Annotated in this window: 20 protein-coding genes; 6 read left to right on the top strand and 14 right to left on the bottom strand. The window is 32.6% G+C overall.

Annotated elements, in window-relative coordinates:
• Positions 1-49: 49 nt before the first annotated feature.
• Positions 50-1,135, bottom strand: coding sequence for a transcriptional regulator (locus tag MG292_RS10310; protein ID WP_264532814.1), 1,086 nt, complete (start codon positions 1,133-1,135; stop codon positions 50-52).
• A gap of 352 nt (positions 1,136-1,487) precedes the next feature.
• On the opposite strand from MG292_RS10310, the gene MG292_RS10300 reads away from it, so the two are divergent.
• On the top strand, positions 1,488-1,874 hold the full coding sequence (locus tag MG292_RS10300; protein WP_264532816.1) for a nucleoside triphosphate pyrophosphohydrolase family protein: 387 nt from the start codon (positions 1,488-1,490) through the stop codon (positions 1,872-1,874).
• Between the two features lie 65 nt (positions 1,875-1,939).
• Here MG292_RS10300 and MG292_RS10295 read toward each other — a convergent pair whose 3' ends face one another.
• Positions 1,940-3,007: a branched-chain amino acid aminotransferase gene (locus MG292_RS10295; RefSeq protein ID WP_264532817.1), complete on the bottom strand. Its 1,068-nt coding sequence runs from the start codon at positions 3,005-3,007 to the stop codon at positions 1,940-1,942.
• Positions 3,008-3,304: 297 nt separating this feature from the next.
• Here MG292_RS10295 and mnmC2 point away from each other — a divergent pair, with 297 nt between their 5' ends.
• Both mnmC2 and MG292_RS10285 read left to right on the top strand, forming a co-directional pair.
• The gene (mnmC2, locus tag MG292_RS10290; RefSeq protein ID WP_264532818.1) at positions 3,305-3,979 is read left to right on the top strand and encodes a tRNA (5-methylaminomethyl-2-thiouridine)(34)-methyltransferase MnmC2; all 675 of its coding nucleotides are present in this window, start codon (positions 3,305-3,307) and stop codon (positions 3,977-3,979) included.
• A gap of 114 nt (positions 3,980-4,093) precedes the next feature.
• Positions 4,094-4,291, top strand: a complete 198-nt coding sequence (locus MG292_RS10285) for a hypothetical protein (protein ID WP_264532819.1) — start codon at positions 4,094-4,096, stop codon at positions 4,289-4,291.
• A 29-nt stretch (positions 4,292-4,320) separates the two neighbouring features.
• Here MG292_RS10285 and MG292_RS10280 read toward each other — a convergent pair whose 3' ends face one another.
• On the bottom strand, positions 4,321-5,262 hold the full coding sequence (locus tag MG292_RS10280) for a LysR substrate-binding domain-containing protein (protein ID WP_264532820.1): 942 nt from the start codon (positions 5,260-5,262) through the stop codon (positions 4,321-4,323).
• A 184-nt stretch (positions 5,263-5,446) separates the two neighbouring features.
• On the opposite strand from MG292_RS10280, the gene can reads away from it, so the two are divergent.
• On the top strand, positions 5,447-6,085 hold the full coding sequence (gene can, locus MG292_RS10275) for a carbonate dehydratase (RefSeq protein ID WP_264532821.1): 639 nt from the start codon (positions 5,447-5,449) through the stop codon (positions 6,083-6,085).
• A gap of 17 nt (positions 6,086-6,102) precedes the next feature.
• On the opposite strand, the gene MG292_RS10270 is transcribed toward can, so the two are convergent.
• The 4 genes from MG292_RS10270 to MG292_RS10255 form a co-directional block, all read right to left on the bottom strand.
• On the bottom strand, positions 6,103-7,068 hold the full coding sequence (locus MG292_RS10270; RefSeq protein WP_264532822.1) for a sodium-dependent bicarbonate transport family permease: 966 nt from the start codon (positions 7,066-7,068) through the stop codon (positions 6,103-6,105).
• A gap of 111 nt (positions 7,069-7,179) precedes the next feature.
• Positions 7,180-8,142, bottom strand: coding sequence for an L-threonylcarbamoyladenylate synthase (locus tag MG292_RS10265; protein ID WP_264532823.1), 963 nt, complete (start codon positions 8,140-8,142; stop codon positions 7,180-7,182).
• 4 nt (positions 8,143-8,146) lie between these two features.
• Entirely contained in the window at positions 8,147-8,983 is an 837-nt protein-coding gene (locus tag MG292_RS10260; RefSeq protein ID WP_264532824.1) for a DUF6671 family protein, read from the bottom strand.
• Positions 8,984-9,259 (bottom strand): hypothetical protein, encoded by a 276-nt coding sequence (locus MG292_RS10255; RefSeq protein ID WP_264532825.1) that lies wholly within the window; start codon positions 9,257-9,259, stop codon positions 8,984-8,986.
• A gap of 278 nt (positions 9,260-9,537) precedes the next feature.
• Here MG292_RS10255 and MG292_RS10250 point away from each other — a divergent pair, with 278 nt between their 5' ends.
• Positions 9,538-10,461, top strand: a complete 924-nt coding sequence (locus MG292_RS10250) for a LysR family transcriptional regulator (protein WP_264532826.1) — start codon at positions 9,538-9,540, stop codon at positions 10,459-10,461.
• On the opposite strand, the gene MG292_RS10245 is transcribed toward MG292_RS10250, so the two are convergent.
• The 7 genes from MG292_RS10245 to MG292_RS10215 form a co-directional block, all read right to left on the bottom strand.
• Entirely contained in the window at positions 10,458-11,654 is a 1,197-nt protein-coding gene (locus MG292_RS10245) for an LETM1-related biofilm-associated protein (protein ID WP_264532827.1), read from the bottom strand. The genes MG292_RS10250 and MG292_RS10245 overlap by 4 nt on opposite strands.
• A 117-nt stretch (positions 11,655-11,771) precedes the next feature.
• Positions 11,772-12,296 carry a superoxide dismutase family protein gene (locus tag MG292_RS10240; protein ID WP_264532828.1) on the bottom strand — a complete coding sequence of 175 codons (525 nt, stop codon included), beginning with the start codon at positions 12,294-12,296 and terminating at the stop codon, positions 11,772-11,774.
• Positions 12,297-12,440: 144 nt separating this feature from the next.
• Entirely contained in the window at positions 12,441-14,231 is a 1,791-nt protein-coding gene (locus MG292_RS10235; RefSeq protein WP_264532829.1) for an acyl-CoA dehydrogenase family protein, read from the bottom strand.
• 103 nt (positions 14,232-14,334) lie between these two features.
• Positions 14,335-15,516, bottom strand: a complete 1,182-nt coding sequence (locus MG292_RS10230; protein WP_264532830.1) for an acetyl-CoA C-acyltransferase — start codon at positions 15,514-15,516, stop codon at positions 14,335-14,337.
• A 78-nt stretch (positions 15,517-15,594) separates the two neighbouring features.
• Complete coding sequence (locus tag MG292_RS10225) at positions 15,595-17,985, bottom strand: 3-hydroxyacyl-CoA dehydrogenase/enoyl-CoA hydratase family protein (protein ID WP_264532831.1); 2,391 nt, start codon at positions 17,983-17,985, stop codon at positions 15,595-15,597.
• Positions 17,969-18,436 (bottom strand): MarR family winged helix-turn-helix transcriptional regulator, encoded by a 468-nt coding sequence (locus tag MG292_RS10220; protein WP_264532832.1) that lies wholly within the window; start codon positions 18,434-18,436, stop codon positions 17,969-17,971. The genes MG292_RS10225 and MG292_RS10220 overlap by 17 nt, the downstream gene beginning before the upstream one ends.
• Positions 18,437-18,589: 153 nt before the next feature.
• Positions 18,590-20,362, bottom strand: coding sequence for an AMP-dependent synthetase/ligase (locus MG292_RS10215; protein WP_264532833.1), 1,773 nt, complete (start codon positions 20,360-20,362; stop codon positions 18,590-18,592).
• A gap of 118 nt (positions 20,363-20,480) precedes the next feature.
• On the opposite strand from MG292_RS10215, the gene MG292_RS10210 reads away from it, so the two are divergent.
• Entirely contained in the window at positions 20,481-22,418 is a 1,938-nt protein-coding gene (locus MG292_RS10210; RefSeq protein ID WP_264532834.1) for an LTA synthase family protein, read from the top strand.
• The last annotated feature ends 26 nt before the right edge of the window (positions 22,419-22,444 follow it).

Here is a 22,444-nt window from a genome sequence, read left to right as displayed (position 1 = left end):
TTAACTAATTAGATTAGTTTTGATACAAAAGGTTTAATAGTAGATGAAATTAAATTCCTAATGCATTATTTTCTGATTTTGCATTCACACTTTCCTCTACTTTGGGTGTGGTTTTTGAGTTTGAGTTTTTATGTTTTACAGGAAAATAGATTTCTGTTTTCCATTTTGAAGGTTGGTTACTATCTGATTTATTTATGGTAAATACCTCTAAATGCTTGAATCTTGAATCTGGAGGTATCACGTTTCTGTTGATGTAACTAATAGATTTTTTTACAGCTTCTTTAGTATGTGAGTAATCACCGTAAAGGGACGTTTTTATTGCTAAAAACGGTTCTAGTTCATCGGCTAAAATATCGCTTCCATCGCTTGTTATAATTGCTTCTTTGATTGGTATGCAAAGCGATATTTGTGCTAATCCATTTTTTTCATCATAAGTATGATAAATTATAAATGGTTTTCCGTTGAGTTCAATAGCATTCGCTTTACAAAATGCAATCATTTTTGGGAAAACGATGTGGGTATTTTTTACAATGGAACTAATTTTACTTGTAAAACTTTGTTTTAAATATGGGGTTCCTTTTTTTTGAACTAATCCATTTACTTTAATCTTATAAGTATTAATTTCATATACTAATTGTTTGTGTAGCTTAGCTAAGCTATTTTCAAAGATATTTCCGATTATTTTAGAAGCACCACCATGAAGTGCGGTGTAAATTTTATAAGAAAAACTCATTTCCCCTTTTGACTTTATCGTAATTTTTGTTCCGCCAAGTGTATCTTTTAAGGTCCAAGTAAGCTCATACTCAGTACCGTCTATGTTCATTTTTTGATAGATACTGTTATTTTCTTTGGTTGATAAAGTTTGGATAGTACCATTTCCTTGATTACTTTCCCATGTACATTTCGCGCCTTTTCCGACGTTATTTTTAGAGTAATGAATTTTAATTTTGTCCCCAATCATCATAAAATCCCCCCAATTTTGATAATCATTTACATAGCTGTATAGATTGTTTTTTGAAATTGGAATTACTTTACTTTTTTGGATGTTAAACACCCCTTTTTGGGTTGCAATAAAAACAGAGAAAGAGACAAAACTAAGTAATAGTAATAAGGAGATGTATTTTAAGATTTTCATTTGGAGTATCAATAAAAGTTTCTTACGTAGTAAAGTTAGCTAATTTATGTATACGTAAATAGGCGTCAAGAAAAATAAATTACCTAACGCTTTAAGAAAATCTTGATTACAAACAATAAACAAACAAATACCAGAAAACCTAAAAGAATTTTATAATTTCCTTTATAAAAAAGTCGATGTAGTTGAGCATCCTTTCTATAAGCAATAATCATAGTAACTACAAAGCCTATAAAAAAAAGAATTCCAAAAGTTATTTGACCACTGCTAAACATGTGTTGAAAATTTTAATGCAAATTTAGTTATTTGTTGTAGAATACTTACTACATTTCCAAATCATTTAATCGATTTAATTATGCAAAAACAAATTAAGGCGGTAAAGGAATTTCATACCGCATTTCAAATAGGACATAGTGAGACTCCAATTGCCGATTTAGGGGAAACAAAAAAGCATCTTCGTTATAATTTAATGAAAGAAGAAAATGAGGAATATTTAGAGGCGGTTTTAAATAATGATTTAGTTGAAATAGCAGATGCTTTAGGCGATATGTTGTATATTCTTTGCGGTACAATTATAGAGCATGGTTTGCAACATAAAATTGAAGAAGTGTTTGATGAAATTCAGCGTTCCAATATGAGCAAACTTGGAGAAGATGGCAAACCAATTTATCGCGAAGACGGGAAAGTTATGAAAGGTCCCAATTATTTTAAACCTGATTTTTCAAAAATTTTAGGAAAATAATACGGTAAACTTAAAAAAAGCGATTTTCACATTGAAAATCGCTTTTTTTATTTTGGTTACATTAGTTATACTTTTACAGTCCAACCAAAAGTATCTTCGGCTAATTTATTTTGAATATTAGTCAATTTCAATTTTAAATCAGCAGCCATAGAATTTTCTAATTTTGGTAATTCGTAATAATGGTCTTTATATGAAAACCCAACAATTGGACTAATAACAGCAGCAGTTCCTGCACCAAAAATTTCTTTCAGGCTTCCATTGTTTGCAGCTTCTACTAATTCATCAACTAAGACCGAACGAACTTCTACGTTTATTTTCTCTTTTTTTGCTAATTCAATAAGTGATTTTCTAGTAACTCCATCAAGAATCCTTTCGCTAGTTGGCGCTGTAAATAAGGTGTCATTAATTCTAAAAAACACATTCATAGTACCCGCTTCTTCTAATTTAGTATGGGTTGCATCGTCAGTCCAAATTACTTGTTGGAAACCTTCTTTGTTTGCTAAATTAGTAGGATAGAATTGACCTGCATAATTTCCAGCCGCTTTTGCAGCTCCAATTCCGCCATTTGCCGCTCTACTATAATGTTCAGCAACAATAACTTTTACTTCGCCTGCATAGTATGACTTAACAGGAGATAAAATAATCATGAATTTATAGTTATCAGAAGGATTGGCAATTACTCCTGTACCAGTTCCAATCATGAAAGGTCTAATGTACATTGAGTTTCCGTTTCCTTTTTTAACCCAAGCTTGGTCAATTTTAAGTAATTCTTTCAATCCATTCATGAAGATATCTTCTGGAACTTCAGGCATAGCCATTCTGACAGCTGATTTATTGAAACGGTTATAGTTTTCATCAGGTCTGAATAACCAAATAGCATCTTGATCATCTTTGTAGGCTTTCATTCCTTCAAAAATAGCTTGTCCATAGTGGAATACTCGTGTTGATGGATCTACTAAAAAAGGAGCGTAAGGCTTAATTGTTGGTGTTTGCCATTCTCCATTTTTAAAATCACACTCAAATAAATGGTCTGTAAAAACAGCTCCAAAACTTAAGTTTTCAAAATCTACTTCATTAATTTTAGAAGTAGCTGATTTTATAATTTCAATTTTTTTGTTTTGAGTTGTACTCATAATACAGAATTATTTTATGGTATGAATAATAAGCATAAGCTTATCATATAAGATTAGGAAATCTAATTTTAATGATTACAAAATTAAACAAAAATCGCTAAAAAACTTATGAAAAAAGTATTAATTATGGCAATTAACTGCGATTTATATATATTTAAAAATAATCATACAATTAGGGTTGATTTATGGGAATTATATAAAAAATATCAATTTTTTTCGAACGAAACGTTTTTGTTTTAACTAATTTTGGGCATAAAATAAAACGACTTAGGCGGTATTCACTTTAAAAAATATTCATTGGAAAGAGAAATTATTCAAACTCTTGATGGTTCAACGACAATTCATCTCAAAGAATGGGATGAGTGTTATCATTCAAAACACGGGGCAATTCAAGAAGCCCAACATGTTTTTATTCAGAATGGACTTTCGCTATTTCCCAATCAATCTGTTTCCATTTTAGAAATCGGGTTTGGAACAGGTTTGAACGCTTTTATTACTTTTTTAGAATCTCAAAAATTAAATCAATCGATTAATTATGTCGGAGTTGAAGCGTATCCTGTAAACGCTTCCGAAGTTCTTGCGATGAATTATGTAGCTAAATTGAACGCCATAGCACAAAAGGAGGTGTTTGAACAAATGCATGAAAGTAAATGGAACGAGAAAGTGATATTAAATACTGATTTTGAATTAACTAAACGCAAGCAGTTTTTTGATGAAATTGCAGATTCGGAACAATTTGATTTGATTTATTTTGATGCTTTTGGCTACAGAGTACAGCCTGAATTATGGAGTACTACCATTTTTCAAAAAATGTATACCGCACTTCGACCTGGAGGTAAATTAGTGACTTATGCTGCGCGTGGTGTGGTAAAAAGAAGTATGATAGAAGTAGGATTTACAGTTGAGAAATTGCCTGGTCCACCAGGTAAAAGAGAAATGTTTAGGGCAAGTAAAGCAGAATTAACGTTTTAATTTGCAATAAAATAAATTACTTAAAACTTCGTTAAATAAGAGTAGTGCCATATATTATTAATGTAATTTTATGCTACTTTAAAATTGAAGTTTAACCCAAAAATTGAATTCATTATGACAAAAGTAATGCTTGACTACACCAAATCTATTCTAGAAAGAGTAAGTTTTGATCCTACTCTTTTTTACAAAGAATTGCAAAAAGCTATTAAAACTTTGCTGCCCTACGAGATGGAACAATTAAAGGAATGGTTGTTTAGATTTACACGTGAAAGGCCAGAATTAAAATCTTGTTTACAAGTAATCAATGTATAAATAAAAAGGAACCTTTTCAGGTTCCTTTTTTATTTTTTTTGGATAGGGCTTATAATTTCAACATTTTGAAAAACAATAGCGCCTTTTATGACTCCAGCAATTGTACTTCGTAAAGCATCAATGATATGAATTTTCAATTCGCTTTTAGGAAAAATTAAACTCACTTCGCGCGCCGGCTTTGGTTCTTTGAAATGACGTAGTTTGGTTTTGTCAGCTTCTTTTAAATCCAATGTGTGTAAATAAGGAAGTAGTGTAGTACCTAAACCTTCATCGGCTAATTTGATTAACGTTTCAAAACTGCCGCTTTCAATTTGAAAATGATTGATTTCGTTACGGTTATTATTTTTGCATAAATTTAAAATTCCATCTCTAAAACAGTGTCCGTCTTGTAATAACAGGATTTCATCCAAATTTAAATCACTCACTTCTATTTCTTGTTTTTCAAAATGGTGATGTCCTTCAGGGATATAGGCTACAAAAGGTTCAAAATACAATACAATTTCTTTAATTTTTTCTTCTTCTAACGGAGTAGCGGCAATTGCAGCATCTAAATGACCATTATTTAATTTTGTAATAATCTCCTCTGTATTTAGCTCTTCAATGATAAGTTTTACTTTTGGGTATTTTTTTATAAAATTATTTAAAAACATGGGGAGCAAAGTAGGCATAATCGTTGGGATGATACCTAGTCGAAATTCGCCACCCACAAATCCTTTTTGTTGTTCTACAATATCTTGAATTCTGTCTGCTTCATTAACGATATTTTTAGCTTGGCTTACTATTTTTTGACCAATGTCAGTCAGTTGAATAGGCTTTTTTGTACGGTCAAATATCTGAACATTTAATTCTTCTTCAATTTTTTGAATTTGCATACTCAAGGTAGGCTGTGTGACAAAACATTTATCTGCGGCTAATGTAAAGTTTTTATGTTCAGCAACGGCTAAAACGTATTTAAGTTGAGTGATTGTCATTGTATAATGAATTTTGATACAAAAGTACAAAAACAATCAATTTATCTTATACTTAATGAATTTATTTTTGATTAAATAGTTCTTTAGGCTTTTGAAATATAAAATAAATGATGGAAATGGTTTTTTTGTGAACAAAAGAATCTAATTTTAGACTACATTTGATTACAGCAAAAACTATATATCCATGAGTGACGATTTTTACAAGAAAATACTAGATAATAATAAAAAATGGGTTGAAAACTCTTTACAATTAGACCCTAATTATTTCCAAAATTTAGCTGAGAGACAAACACCTCCGTTACTTTGGATAGGATGTTCAGATAGTAGGGTTCCTGCTAATGAGATTGTAGGTGCTAAGCCAGGGGAAGTGTTTGTACATCGAAATATTGCCAATATGGTCATTCATTCTGATATGAATATGTTAAGTGTGCTAGATTATGCAGTCAATGTTTTGAAAGTAAAGCATATTATTGTTTGTGGACATTACGGTTGTGGTGGGGTTCAGGCAGCTATGAATAACCAATCGATAGGAATAATTGATAACTGGATTAGACATATAAAAGACATTTATCGTTTGCATAAAACGTATTTAGACGGTATAGAAGATGAACAAGAACGTTTCAACGCTTTTGTTGAGGTTAATGTAAAAGAACAAGTTTTTGATTTGGCCAAAACGTCAATTGTACAGTCAGCTTGGAAAGCGGGGCAGGAATTAACCCTTCACGGTTGGGCGTACGGATTGAATTCAGGATTTGTAACTGACTTGGATGTTAACTTTAGTTCGGATGTTGATTTAGATGAAGTATATCAATTAAAATTTTAATTGATATTGGATTTGTCTTACATGGTATAATGAATAATGGAGAGGTAAATAGGCATTCCTATGGTAATATTTACTGGGAAAGTTACAGCTAATGCCATTGGAAGATATAAACCTGGATTTGCTTTAGGAACCGTTATTTTCATTGTAGCAGGTACTGCAATATAAGACGCACTAGCTGCAAGAATTGCAAAGATGAATCGGTTTGCAATTTCTGAAGTTACTAATGAACTTATCATAGCGAAAAGACATCCGTTGACTATTGGGATGACAAAGGCAAAAACAAATGGAAACCAGCCACAATTAAAAAACGATTTTAATTTTCTCCCACTTGAAATTCCCATGTCTAGTAAAAAGATAGCTAAAAAACCTTTGAATAAATCATTTGTAAATGGTTTGATACCTTCGGCTTGTTTTGCATCGGCTAGGTATCCAATAATCAAGCTCCCTAGGATAAGTAATACACTACCATTGGTTAAAGAATGCTTTACAATTGATTTTTGATTTATCTTTTTGTTTTCTGTATTTTGAAAAATAGAAATAAGAAGCAATCCTATAATTATTGCAGGTGATTCCATTAGTGCCATAATAGCTACCATATGACCATGAAGTTTAAGTTGATGTGCCTCTAAATAAGATACAGCTGTTACAAAAGTAACAGCACTTACAGAACCATATGCTGCAGCTATCGCACCAGCATCAAACACATTTAGTTTTCTTTTTAGTATAAAGAAAGTATATAAAGGAATTAATACTGAAATGGCTATTCCTAAAAGCATGGACCAGATAATTTCGCTTGTAAATTCTTCATGAGAAAGTTCCTGTCCTCCTTTGAATCCAATAGCAAAAAGTAGGTATAATGAGATAAATTTTGAAGAGTTTTCAGGAATTGCTAAATCACTTTTAAGATAAACAGCAATTATTCCTAGTACAAAGAATAAAAGTGCTGGATTTGTTAAATTTTCAATTAGTAGATTAGTATTCATGTTTTATTTTAAGAGTTTTTGTTGATTTTGGAAAAATGTCATTCTATTTATGTTTTGAATATGTAATAGTCCAATTTTGATTTACAAACGTTGCATTTAGAATTATTAGTTTTATATTTCTGTCACGGCTCTAATAAGTCTGTCGTTTATTGACTTTCCTAAATTAAAGTCGGGTAATTTTTCAATTAAAATTAGATCAAGATTTAGTTTATCTAATTGATGTAAATAATCATATAGGTTTTTTGCCGCCTCATTATAATCTCCTTTTGGAGATAATACAAATTGAATATTTTTGTTGTGTGTACTAATAGCATTATTGAAACTTAGAATGCCTATTTTTTTTTCATTCACTGATTTTAGATGTTCAGTTACGTTATCAACAAGATAAGCTTTTGTTTTTGGGGCATAATGTCTTGAAAACATACCAGGTGCATCAGGAGTATGATTATCATTTGTTATGATTTTGACGGGGCCAACAATCTTTTCAATATTGTTTATTGAAAGAGCCCCATGACGAAATAATATGGGAGTTTCGTTTTCGAATCCTATGATAGTTGACTCAATTCCTTTTGTACAATTTCCTCCATCTAGAATTAGTTTTATTTTATCATTAAAATAGTCTAATACATGTTTTGAGCAGGTAGGGCTAATTGATCCGAAAGGATTGGCGCTAGGAGCTGCAATTGGATAATCAATATAGTTTAATAGTTCTTGTGTAATTGGGTGATCAGGAACTCGAACTGCAACAGTATTTTTTCCCGCTGTAATTAGATTTGATATTTTACTTTGTTTTTTTAATATGAGTGTGAGTGGTCCAGGCCAAAAATGATTGGCAAGTTTTAACGCAGATTCAGGAATGTTAGTTGCAATGTCAGTGAGTTGATTGATTGATTTGATATGAACTATTAACGGATTATTATTAGGTCTTTCTTTAATTTTGAAAATGGCTTCTATCGCATTTTCATTGTAAATACTAGCCGCTAATCCATAGACTGTTTCTGTGGGTATTGCTATAACATGTCCTCTGTTAAGTTCATTTCCTGCTTTTTGAATATTTTTGGTTACAATAGTCATTTGATTACGGATTACAATAGTCACAATACATAGGGTCTTCTGTTTTCTTTTTGTTAGGAAATTTTTCTTCTGTCATGAAGTTGCATTTCGTACATATATAATTCACACTTAATGTTGAACGAGTTGCAGAACCACACAAACTGCAGGGTAAGCCAGGATTAACGTTTTGAATATCAAAACCCGGAGTTTGGCAACTCGGACATTTTGATTGTATTTTTTGGACTAATTTGATACTTGCCTTTTGGATAACACTCATTCGAGTTGGATTAAGATGTGCTCTCATATCTGTTTCCACGTATACTCTTCCGAAAGAGTCTATCATTTTGTTAAAAAGCCATAATAATTTAGAATGGTTGTTTATTCCTTTATAAATTACACTCCAATTTGTTTGATCTGATTTAAGAATTAGAGCATGTGATGGAAATTTTACTTGTTTACAAAATTCTTTTAATTCGAATTTGTTATTTACATATTGACCACTAAAGTTAGTTTCAGTACTTAATTCTCTTGCAACTATTTCAATATTATTTTTTAGGTCTAGAAATAGTAATGATTCTTCATTTCCCGGTATAAAAAACAACGATGGATGTTGGCCAAAAGAACCTTCACTTGCAATCGCCAGATCAACATTGTGCATTGTCATAGCGTTTATACATTTGCTTCGCAAAGTAGTTATCACATCATTTTTTCTTTCGACTTCTCCAGAAAATGTTCCTAAAGTGTCAGTATTAAAAAGTGTGTTTTTAATACAATTTACTCCTATAGCATCTTCAATTAAAGGTGCAATTATTTTTTCTTTTTGATGTTGAGTTGCAATTATTAATTTACGTCCTTGAAACATTTATTTTATTTTGATTTCAAATTCACATTTCAGCTCAACTACTTGTTCATTTGATTGTATTTCATTTAAAAGTTGGTTTATGGTTGATTTCATATCATTCAGTTCTTCAATCCTTTTTTTTGAATGTGATGGATTTAAGCTAAATCGAATATTGTTACTAAAGCCTTCCAAATCATGATACTGTATTTTATTGATAATCATTGAATTAAGTATTTTTTTTGCGTCATCGGGAGTAAACACCCCATTGATTAATTGAAATTTGGAATTTTTTTTCATCTTTCTAAAGTTTAATATTTAATGTTTTAAGCAAATAAGTAGACACAAATAAAGATGATGCTAACAGTGCTGTAGACCATACAGAAAAATTGGATAGTATGTTTAAAAGTATCCCTACAGATAATACAATAATAATTGATAGTAGTATTGTATTTGTTTTTTTGCTTTTGAGGTTATTTTTATTTGATACCATTATATGTGAATTTTTTTTGCAAATTACAGAGTAATAATTCATAAATTTTTATTTATATTTGTTATGTTTTTAATAAAAATATTTTATGAATTATACCTTACATCAACTGAAAGTTTTTTTGAAAGTTTCAAAAACGAAGAGTATAACTAAAGCTTCAGAAGAGCTCTATTTATCACAACCTGCCGTTTCTATTCAGTTGAAAAATTTTCAAGATCAGTTTGATATTCCATTAACAGAAGTTATTGGGAGAAAATTATACATTACTGATTTTGGAAAAGAAATTGCTTTTGCTGCAGAACAAATTATTAACGAAGTTGATAAAATCAACTACAAAACACTTTCTTACAAAGGAATTTTATCTGGAATTTTAAAATTATCTGTAGTATCTACCGGTAAGTATGTTATGCCTTATTTTTTGACAGAGTTTATGAATACAAATAAAGGTGTTGAATTGGAAATGGATGTCACTAATAAATTAAAAGTAATTCAATCTCTAAAAAATAATGAAATCGATTTTGCTTTAGTTTCTAGTGTTCCAGAAGACATTAATATAGATTTTGAATCTCTATTATTGAATAAATTATTCCTTTTTGGAAATAAAGATTTGGTCATAGATAAAACTCTAACTATTGAAAAATCGCTAGTCGATATTCCGCTTATTTATAGAGAAGAAGGGTCGGCAACTCGATATTATATGGAAGAATATCTTAAAAATAAAGGTTTTTTTGTTAAAAGCAAACTACAATTAACCTCTAATGAAGCCGTAAAACAGGCAGTGATATCAGGGTTAGGGGTATCTATAATGCCTTTAATTGGTTTAAAAAATGAACTAGAAAATGAAGATGTTAAAATAATCGAGGCAGATGGTTTACCATTAATTTCTAATTGGAAATTAATTTGGTTGAAAGATAAAAAAATGAGCCCTGTGGCATCAGCCTATCTTCATTATATTCGAGAAAATAAGGAACGATTAAATGAAAAACAATTTTCTTGGATTAATAATTACTAATCGTCTAAATTTTCATTAAAGGCAGAAGGAAGGAGTGTTGGTATAAATTTAATTAGAATTGGTAATAGTAAACTACCTCCAGGTAATAAAAAAATAGTTAACGAGGGTATTGTTTTACAGATATCCAATAGTTGTTTTTTGATCTTCTTTTTCTCTTTATCATTCAAATCTCTTCTGGTAGAATAGGCTAATAAGACCATTAACTCTTTACTCTGGATAATTTCTTTAACTAAACGAGTCTTATTTCTAGTCATGAGAGTTACAACACTTTGTGTTGTTTGATCATAAAAATGTTTAACAGGATTGGAATAATTGAAATATGGAATTTCGTTTTTGTAATGTTGTATAAAATTATTGGTATCAATAATGCTTTGTTTTACAAAATCATCTGAAATTGAAAGAGCTTCTGCTAATTCATATAAAAAATGAGATTCGTTGTTTTCTAATACACCATCGTTCCATAATGCCATTCCTGCAATGTCAATTAAATAACTCTTTTCTAATTCATTGGTAAAATAATCCAATTGCAACGTTTCTACACTTAAATTCAAGTTTTTAGAAAATTTACTATAACGAATAGAGGCTTCAAAAAGTTTGATCAATAAATCATCATATTGGGATTTATTTGTTTTTATTTTTAGAGCTAGAGTAACTATATTAACGATGGTTTCTTCAACTTTTTTTAGGTATTTCTCAGGAATTGTTCCATGAATTACATATTGACCAAAAGCCAAAACATCAATGAACAAAAGCGCATTAGTTACTAAGTGAGAAAAGTTTTTACTGATAATGTTTTCATTAGTTTGAACGCGTTCATCAATAAACTTTTCTAGAGTAAGTGAAGGAGTATTTCTTGGTAGTAGCTTTTTAAATAAATTAAATTCTTCGGGATGCATTTCATTATAAAACGATACTGCCTCCGAAATAAAATGATCCCATTTCAACTCTTTTTTTGCGGTAATGTAAACTCCCAATAAACTATTGAAAAGTGCAACTTTTGATATTTCTTCTTTAAACCAACTTTCAATTGGAATCTTTGATTGTGTATCTAAAGAAATAATATGTCCATAAATGAAACCAGTAGCTCTTAAGTTCGAGTAAAACGAACTACTTTCAGTAACGAATTTCTTTTTCGAAATTTTTTGCTCACTGAAAAATTTATCTATCCAACCTGGTATTGAAGGGTTTATCATTACCTTGATTTAAAAATGCAAAGCTAGTTTTTTTTCTTATTCCAAAGATGAAATTAAAATTAAAAAACCGTTTTGTAAAATGAAGCAAAACGGTTTTAAATAAGAATTAAATAGTTGTTATTTTATGATAGCAGAACAAGCTACTCTGGCTCCTGAATTTCCTGTTGGTTGTGTTACAAAATCATCCGCACCTTGGTGTACAATCAATCCTTTTCCTAAGACATCTTTAGTTGGGTCTCCGCAACCCATGCACCATTCATTTGTAGTTAAGGTGATGGTACCATTTCCATTTTCATCAGCAGTAAAGTTGCCAATATCTCCCTTGTGATATTCGCCTTCTCCCCATTTTCCGTGTTTTTTAAAGGTTGGGTTCCAATGTCCGCCTGCCGAACTTCCATCTGCAGCCGAACAATCTGATTTTTCGTGAATGTGAATAGCATGAATACCTGGTTTTAGTCCAGAGATTTTAGCCTCAAAGGTAACTTTGCCATTTTTTTCTACAAAAGTCGCTGTTCCTGATACTGTACTATTGCTTTTAGGCTCAAAATTGAGAATAAGTTTTTTTGAATCGTTTGAGTTGGCGGTTTTGCAACCGATAATTACAGCGATGATAACTATAATTGAGAAGACTATTTTTTTCATTTTTTTATATTTTAATTCGTATAAAGTTACACATATTAGCTGAAGCAAAGATTAAAGTTTTCTTAAAATATAAAAACCGCTCTGAATTAAATCAGAAACGGTTTTTAACACAAATTAAATTCAAACTAAAAACTATTGTTTTGCTTAAAAGCAATATTTATTTTCGGCAACCAATTTTGCTGTAATAGTTTCTCTAAGTGCTACTACATTAGGCATATTTGTATATTTGGTAAAACGGCGTAATCCCATTAACATCATGCGCTGCTCATCGCCTTCAGCAAAAGAAACAATACCTTCTTTTCCTTTTTGAGTTACAATATCAACGGCTTGATATAAATACAATTTAGCCATCGCAATTTGTTCTTGAACATTTGATTCACCTTGTTTTTTGGCTAATTTTTCTGTTCGTAGAACCGTACTTTCCGCCATATAAATTTCAATTAGCATATCGGCAGCAGCCATTAATAATTGTTGGTGTGCTTCTAAATCAGCTCCAAATTTTTGAACTGCACCACCCGCTACCATTAAAAAGGCTTTTTTTAATTTACCAATCATTTCTTTTTCTTCGGCAAACAATTCAGAATAGTCAGGGGTTTCAAAAGAAGGTATTCCCATTAATTCTTCTTGTACTTTCATAGCAGGGCCTAATAAATCTACTTGACCTTTCATGGCTTTTTTGATTAACATTCCAACAGAAAGCATTCGATTAATTTCGTTAGTTCCTTCATAAATGCGAGCAATACGAGCGTCTCTCCATGCTGATTCCATTGGAGTATCTTCAGAGAATCCCATACCGCCGTAAATTTGGATTCCTTCGTCTGAACAATGTTGAACATCTTCAGAAACAGCTACTTTTAGAATAGAGCACTCAATAGCAAATTCTTCTACACCTTTAAGTTCTGCTTCTTGGTGCGAAGTTCCTTCAGCTTCTCTAATTTTTATTCTAGTTTCTATATCTTTAGCTGCACGATAGGTAGCACTTTCTCCTGCATAGGTAGAAGTTGCCATTTCGGCTAATTTGGCACGAATAGCTCCAAAACTTGCAATTGATGTGTTGAATTGTATTCGGTCATTCGCATAATGAATGGCATTAGATGTAACCCGACGTTGTGCGTCTAAACAAGCGGCTGCTAATTTAATACGCCCCACATTCAAAGCATTCATCGCTATTTTGAATCCATTTCCTCTTTCAGACAACATGTTTTCAACTGGCACTTTAGTTTCGTTAAAAAACACTTGACGAGTAGAGGAGGCACGAATTCCTAATTTGTGTTCTTCTTCTCCAAAAGAGATTCCGTTGTCTTTTGTGTTTTCCAAAATGAATCCAGTAATGTTTTTATCGTCTTCAATTCTAGCAAAAACGATGAATAGCGAACAAAACCCTGCATTGGAAATCCACATTTTCTGTCCCGTAATTTTGTAATGCGTTCCATCTTCTGATAAAACTGCTTTTGTTTTCCCCGAGTTGGCGTCACTTCCCGCACCTGGTTCGGTTAAGCAATACGCTCCAAACCATTCTCCAGAAGCTAATTTAGGAACGTATTTTTGTTTTTGTTCTTCGGTTCCGTACAAGGTGATTGGCATAGTGCCAATTCCTGTGTGTGCGCCAAAAGCCGTTGAAAATGAACCTGTAGCTCCCGAGATATAATCGCAAACCAAACAGGTATCCACAAATCCCATTCCCATTCCGCCGTAAGCTTCAGGAACAGCAATGCTCAAGAACCCCATTTCACCTGCTTTACGCATAGTTTCTTCAGTCAAGGCATAGTCTTTCTTTTCAAAGCGGTCTTTGTTTGGCCAAATTTCTTTGTCAACGAATTCTTTTACCGAATCACGCATCATCAATTGTTCTTCAGAAAAATCTTCGGGTGTGAATATGTTTTCACATTTCGTTTCTTTTACAAGGAATTGTCCTCCTCTTGTGATATCTTCCATTTCTAAATAGTTTAAAATTTTTATTTTGGGACACCGATTAAAGAAATTAGAGAAATTTTTATAATTCTTCCGATTTCTTAAATTGGTGTACTTTAATTATTTTTTACATCAATTCATAAATACCTGCAGAACCTTGACCTGTTCCTACACACATACTCACGATTCCGTATTTACTGCCGCGACGCTTCATTTCGTCAAACAATTGTACTGACAATTTAGCTCCTGTACAACCCAGTGGGTGCCCTAAGGCAATAGCACCACCATTTACGTTTACGATTTCTGGATTTAATCCCAATTCTCGAACTACAGCTAAGGATTGTGAAGCAAAGGCTTCGTTTAGTTCAATTAAATCAATATCGTTTAAAGTTAATCCCGCTTGTTTTAGGGCTTTTGGAATGGCTTTTACTGGTCCAATTCCCATAATTCTTGGCTCTACACCAGCAGAGGCATAGTTGACTAATCGAGCAATTGGTGTAACTCCTAATTCTTTTACCATTTCTTCACTCATGATCAAAACAAAAGCGGCTCCATCACTCATTTGAGAGGAGTTTCCAGCAGTAACGCTTCCATCAGCTGAAAACACAGGTTTTAAATTGCTCAAAGCAGCTAAATTGGTATCTGCTCTTGGACCTTCGTCTTTTGTTACTGTGTACGTTTTGGTTTCTTTCTTTCCGTTTTCATTAATAAAAGTTTGCTCTATAGTTATCGGTACAATTTGCTTGTCGAATTTTCCTTCAGCTTGTGCTTTTAGCGCTTTTTGGTGTGAGTTGAAAGCAAATTCATCTTGGTCTTCACGAGAAATCGTGTATTGTTTGGCAACGGCTTCAGCAGTCAATCCCATGCCCCAATAGTAGTCTTCATTTCCTGCAGCTGCCACGGCATAATCAGGAGTTGGTTTGTAACCTCCCATCGGAATAAATGACATACTTTCGGCACCACCTGCAATAATACAATCGGCCATACCACTTTGAATTTTGGCTGTAGCCATTCCAATAGTTTCCAATCCTGAGGCACAATATCTATTGACAGTTACACCAGGAACATCGGTTACTTTTAATCCCATTAACGAAATTAATCGGCCTACGTTCAATCCTTGTTCGGCTTCTGGCATGGCGTTTCCAACCATCACATCATCGATTCGTGTTTTATCAAAATCAGGCAACTCATTCATCATAAATTGAATGGTTTCTGCCGCTAATTCATCAGGTCTTTTGAATCGGAACACGCCTTTTGGTGCTTTGCCAACGGCAGTTCTGTATGCTTTTACTATATATGCTGTTTTCATATTTTATATTTTTTGGAACACAGATTTAAAGAATAAGAGAAATTTTAATAATTTTTAGATTTCTTAAATTTGTGTTGCTTAATTACGTAATGGTTTTCCTTTAGTTAACATGAACTGTATTCTTTCCAAGGTTTTTCGTTCTGTACATAAACTTAAGAAAGCCTCACGCTCAATATCTAATAGGTATTGTTCGCTTACCAAAGTAGGTTCAGATAAATCACCACCCGCCATTACATACGCTAATTTGTTGGCAATTTTTTGATCGTGTTCTGAGATGTATTTTCCAGCTTGCATTTGGTCTGTTCCCACTAAGAACATTCCTAACGCTTGTTTTCCAAGAACTTTAACGTCTTTTCGTTGCATTGGTTGCGTATAACCTTGTTCTGCCATTTGTAAGGCAATTTGTTTTGCTGTTGCGATTTGGCGGTCTTTATTTACAACAACGATATCTTTACCTTTTTGTAAAATACCTAAATCAAACGCTTCGTAGGCTGATGTAGCCACTTTTGCCATTCCAATGGTTAGAAAATATTCTTGTAAAACATTCAATTCAACATCATTTTTGTGGAATAAGTCAGAAGCGCGCAATGCCATTTCTTTAGAACCTCCACCACCTGGAATGACACCAACTCCAAATTCCACTAACCCAATATAGGTTTCTGCAGCTGCCACTACTCGGTCAGCATGCATAGTCATTTCGCAACCACCTCCCAAAGTCATTCCGTGAGGAGCCACAATTACAGGAGTTGCTGAATAACGCACGCGCATCATGGTGTCTTGGAATAGTTTAATCGCCATGTTCAACTCATCGTATTCTTGCTCTACTGCCATCATAAAAATCATTCCGATATTAGCACCCACAGAGAAATTTGCGCCTTGATTTCCAATAACCAAACCGTTATATTCTTTTTCAGATAAGTCAATCGCTTTATTAATAGCTTGTAAAACATCTCCACCAATCGTATTCATTTTAGATTGGAATTCAAGATTCAAAATTCCGTCTCCCAAATGCTGAATCACGGCACCGCTATTGCTCCATACTTTTTTGCTTTCGCGAATGTTATTCAGAATGATAAAGGCATCTTGTCCAGGAACCTTGGTTTGTGATTTTGATGGGATATTGTAATAATAAGTAGCTCCTTCTTTTACAGAATAAAAACTAGTACTTCCCGAAGCAATCATTTCGGTTACCCAAGCTGCTGGTTCATAACCTTCAGTTTTCATTAATTCGATTCCGTTAGCTACACCAATAGCATCCCAAATTTCGAACGGCCCATTTTCCCATCCAAAACCTGCTTTCATAGCGTCGTCAATTTTGTAAAAATCATCAGAGATTTCAGGAATTCGGTTGGAGCAATAGGCGAACATGGCAGCGAAGTTTTTTCTGTAAAATTCACCTGCTTTGTCTTTTCCTTTGACTAAAACTTTAAAACGGTCAATCGGTTTGTCGATAGTTTTTGTTAATTCCAAAGTGGCAAAAGATGCTTTTTTAGCCGCTCTGTATTCAAGAGTGTTTAAGTCTAAAGATAGAATATCTTTTCCTTCTTTTTTGTAAAAACCTTGTCCCGTTTTACTTCCTAACCAATTATTTTCCATCATTTTGGAAATAAAATCAGGAAGTTGAAACAATTCGTGTGCTTCGTCGTTAGGGCAATTTTCATACAATCCGTTGGCAACATGTACTAAAGTATCTAATCCTACCACATCTACCGTTCTAAATGTAGCCGATTTTGGTCGACCAATAACGGGTCCCGTTAATTTATCTACTTCCTCAACGGTTAATCCCATTTCTTTCACCAAATGGAACAAACTTTGGATACCAAAAATTCCAATTCGGTTCCCAATGAACGCTGGCGTATCTTTGGCAACAACCGAAGTTTTACCTAGAAATTTCGAGCCATATTCGGTTAAAAAATCCAACACTTCTGGATTAGTTTTAGGTCCAGGAATGATTTCGAATAATTTTAGATAACGCGCTGGGTTAAAAAAGTGGGTGCCACAAAAATGCGCTTGAAAATCCTCTGAACGTCCTTCACTCATAAAATGAATAGGAATTCCAGAAGTATTAGAAGTTACTAATGTGCCTGGTTTTCTGAACTTGTCAATTTGCTCAAAAACTAATTTTTTGATGTCCAAACGTTCTACAACCACTTCAATAATCCAATCGCAAGAGGCAATTTTGGATAGGTCATCAGTGGTATTTCCCGTTGTAATTCGGTTAGCAAATTTAGGGTGATAAATAGGAGAGGGCTTTGATTTCAAAGCATTCGCTAAATGATTGTTCACTATTCGGTTGCGAACTTCTTTACTTTCCAAAGATAATCCCTTTTTTTCTTCCGCTTCGTTCAAGGTGTTGGGAACAATATCTAGAAGCAGGACTTCCAATCCAATGTTAGCCAAATGGCATGCAATTCCAGAACCCATAATTCCAGAACCCACCACCGCTACTTTTTTAATGATTCGTTTCATTGTTTATAGTATCCGTTTGATTAAATATATTTTTATTTTGAATTAATTCATTAATGGTATCTGCCACTTCCATAAAGTGTTCTAGTTTCTCTTCAGTGACATATTGTTTTACAGTGTTATTAAATTTTAACACGGTACTTTTTGAAAGTTCTCTTTTTTCTTTTCCTAATTCGGTTAGATAAATTAAAACTCCTCTACCATCAAAAGGATTTTTTTTACGTATAATCAATCCTTTTTCTTCCATTGATTTTAATGTTCGGGTAAGGCTAGTGGCTTCCATTCCCATTTTAGGCCCTAAAGTAGTTGAAGGAGTACCTTTTTCTTTGTCAATGCTTAGTAATACAAAACCTGTTGCCATTGTGGCTCCGTATTTGGCAGCTTCCTCATTGTACATTCTAGATACCGCTTGCCAAGTGGCTCTTAGAATGTAATCTATGGTCTTATCTTTCATATGCTAATTAGGAATAATGATTTCAAATATATGAAAAAAATACTATGCACGCATAATAAAAATGCATATTTTTTAAAATTTTGAAAAAAAAAATAACTCCTCTGAAAAAATGGAGAGGAGTTAGTATAGTGTTTATTGTAGTATATTTTGAGTCTAGTTGTATATTTTATGGAATAAATCCAAATATTTTTCCATTACAACTTTACGTTTTAGTTTTAGAGTAGGAGTAAGATGTCCTGCTTCTATAGACCAAATATCAGGAGTGAGTTCAAATCGTTTGATTTTTTCCCAATTTCCAAATTTCTCATTTAATTTATCTACTTCTTCTTGAATACGCTCAATTACTTTTGTATTAGAAACAATTTCTTCATTCGTTTTTCCTATTTCTATTGTATGAATTTTTGCCCATTCTTTTATAAAATCAAAACTAGGTTGAATAAAAGCGGCAGGCATTTTTTGTCCATCACCAATGACCATAATTTGCTCAATAAAACGAGATTGTTTCATTGTGTTTTCAATTAATTGGGGCGCAATATATTTTCCACCTGAAGTTTTAAACATTTCTTTTTTACGATCTGTAATTCGTAAAAAACCATCAGAGTCAAATTCACCAATATCTCCTGTATGGAAATAATCAGCGATGAGTACTTCTGAAGTTAGTTTTTCATCTTTATAATACCCCATCATTACATTAGGGCCTTTACATAAAATTTCGCCATCGTCGGCAATTTTTACGGTTACACCATCGATTACTTTACCTACGGTTCCTACTCTAAATCCGTGATTTCTCATGTCGTTTACCGATATAACAGGAGAGGTTTCAGTTAATCCATAGCCTTCCATAACTGGAATTCCTGCAGCTGCAAAAACTCGAGTTAAACGTGTTTGTAAAGCGGCACTTCCAGAGACCATTAAATCTAGATTGCCACCCAAACCTTCTTTCCATTTGCTGAAAATTAATTTACGTGCTATTTTGAGTTGTAGTTCGTACCAAGCACCATTGGCTCCATAGGGTTCGTAACGCAATCCTAAATCAATGGCCCAAAAGAAAAGTTTTTTCTTGAGTCCTGTTAATTGAGTTCCCTTTGCATAGATACTGTCGTATACTTTTTCAAGTAATCTTGGGACTGCCGACATTACATTAGGTTTTACTTCTTTGATATTGTCGCTGATTTTATCAATGGATTCGCCAAAGTAAATAGAAACACCATAATACTGGTACAAATACAAAATCATTCGTTCAAAAATATGACAAACCGGAAGGAAGCTTAAGGCACGACTTTTTCCTTTTTCAAAAGGGATTCGTGGGGCACTATTGATTACATTGGAAACAATATTTCTATGCGAAAGCATTACGCCTTTTGGTTTTCCTGTAGTTCCTGAAGTATAAATAATTGTAGCTAAATCTTCAGAGGAAACTTGATTTTTTCTGTCTTCAACTTCATTTTGATTGCTTTCGTCCTGACCTAATTCCAATAATTCACTCCAATGCTTGCAACCTTCAATTGTATTAAAAGAATAAACTTGTTTTAGTTTTGGAACATTTGTTTTGATAGCACGTACCTTGCGTAACACTTCTTCGTCAGAAGCAAAGCAATATATGGATTCAGAGTGATTTAGTATGTATTCGTAATCTTCTTCTGAAATGGTTGGATAGATAGGAATGGTTTGTGCACCGGTTTGTAAAATGCCAATGTCAACAATATTCCATTCGGTTCTATTATTGGATGAAATGATGGCAATTTTATCGTTTTTTTGAACTCCCATTCGCAACAAAGCTCTTGAAATAGCATTTGCTTTTAGGAGGTATTCTTGAGTAGATGTTTTTACCCATTTTCCATCTTGTTTAGTAACTAAAGCATCTGCAATATTGAAGTTTTCCTGTTGATAGTAAGGAAAATCAAAAAGTCTTGTGATTGAAACCATTTCATCTAAATTTTACGCAAATTAATTAATTTATGTGGATACGCAATATTTATTTAAAATTTAAAATTGTTACTTTCAAATGGCTACTTTTGTTCCGAAATTTAAATATAGTTCGAGTATGAATCGATTTCCGAGATTTAACGAGTATAAAGTATTGTTTTACAGAATTCTACTTGCTTATGTGTTTTATTTTATTGCTCGGATATTATTTTTTGTGTATAACCAAAATTTAATTCCAATTGATGGTGCTTCTGATATAGTGATGATGTGTTATCATGGTTTAGCATTTGATACTGCTTCTATATTGTATTTGAATTTGTTATTTATCATTTTTTCAATTATCCCTATCCGAATTAATCATAATAATTCCTATCAGAAGTTCTTATTTTATTTGTATTTTATTCCTAATTTAATTGGGTATGCTACTAATTTTGTTGATTTTATTTATTATCGATTTAATTTTGGTAGATCTACCATTGCAGCGCTTGATTCTTTGAAGCACGAAAGTAATAAATCGTTATTATTAATGAATTTCTTGATTCATTATTGGCACGTTTTTGTTTTATTTTTTCTTATTTCTTTTTTGTGGATTTATGGATATAAAAAAATTACTATTCAACAGCTAAATCACCAGCATCCTAAAGTGGCTTACTTTGGGACTTCTTTTATTAGCTTTTTGGTTATTGTTACTTTGATTATTGGTGGTATTCGTGGCGATTTCAAGAAAAGTACACGTCCTATCAATTTGATTGATGCCAGTCGTGATGTTAAAAATGTGTCCCAAGCCGATGTGGTTTTAAATACACCTTTTGCATTGATTCGAACACTGTTTAGTAATAATTTTAAGAAGATGCATTTTGTGGATCAATCTACAATTGATTCTTTAGTACAACCTATAAAACACTATCAAAACAATCCAAAATCAAAACCCAACGTGGTAATCTTTATTCTAGAAAGTAATGCTAAAGAATATTTTGGATCGTTTAATAAAAACAGTAGAATTCCGAATTATAAAGGATATACGCCCTTTGTGGATTCTTTAGCGCAACACAGTTTGATTTTTACCAATGCCTATGCGAATGGTTATAAATCCATTCATGCCATGTCATCAGTTATAGCAGGAATCCCTTCATTTAAAGATGCCTTTACATCTTCACCTTATCCGAAACAGAAAACGGAATCCTTAGTTTCAACTTTGAAGAATGAGGGATATTCAACATCTTTTTTTCATGGTGCACCAAACGGTTCGATGGGATTTTTAGGGTATGCTAATATTTTAGGATTTGATCATTATTACGGAAAAAACGAATATAATAATGATGCCGATTTTGATGGTGTTTGGGGAATTTGGGACGAACCTTTTTTTCAATATTTTAATACTACAATAAGTAAAGAAAAACAGCCATTTATGGCTACATTGTTTTCAGTGACTTCTCATGAACCCTATCAGGTTCCAGACCAATACAAAGGGAAATTTCCCAAAGGGGATGTTAATATTCATCAATGCATTGGCTATACTGATTATGCCTTAAAACAATTTTTCAAATCGGCGCAAAAAGAACCTTGGTTTAAGAACACCATTTTTGTTTTTGTAGGCGATCATGGAAATACTATTTATTATGATGAATATAAGAAAGAGATGAATAAAAATGTGGTGGCGATGCTAATTTATAAACCTAATTCTAATTTGGTTGGAGAACATAAAGAGTATGCGCAACAAATCGATTTATACCCCACTATTTTGGATTTGATAGGCTATAATAAACCATTTAGAAGTTGGGGTAGAAGTCTTATTGGTGATAAAGTAGTTCAGCCATTTGTGATACGTTATTCGGCTAATTTGTACCAATTCATGAGTGGTAATTACATCTGTACTTTTGATGGAAATAAAGTGGTTGGCTTTTATGATAAAAACGATAAAGATTTAAAACGTAATTTGATTTCAAATAAAAATACAGAAATGAAATTAATAGAGTTAAAGTGTAAAGCCTATCTACAAGATTATATGGGAAGAGTGATGGATAGAAAGTTAGGAGAGCATTTCGATAGGCATTAAATGAAAAAAGCGACCATTTGGTCGCT

It is taken from the genome of Flavobacterium keumense (genome assembly GCF_029866485.1).
Lineage (GTDB): Bacteria > Bacteroidota > Bacteroidia > Flavobacteriales > Flavobacteriaceae > Flavobacterium > Flavobacterium keumense.
The sequence above is the reverse complement of the archived record's forward strand: the minus strand, read 5'-3'. Positions and strand labels throughout refer to the sequence as shown.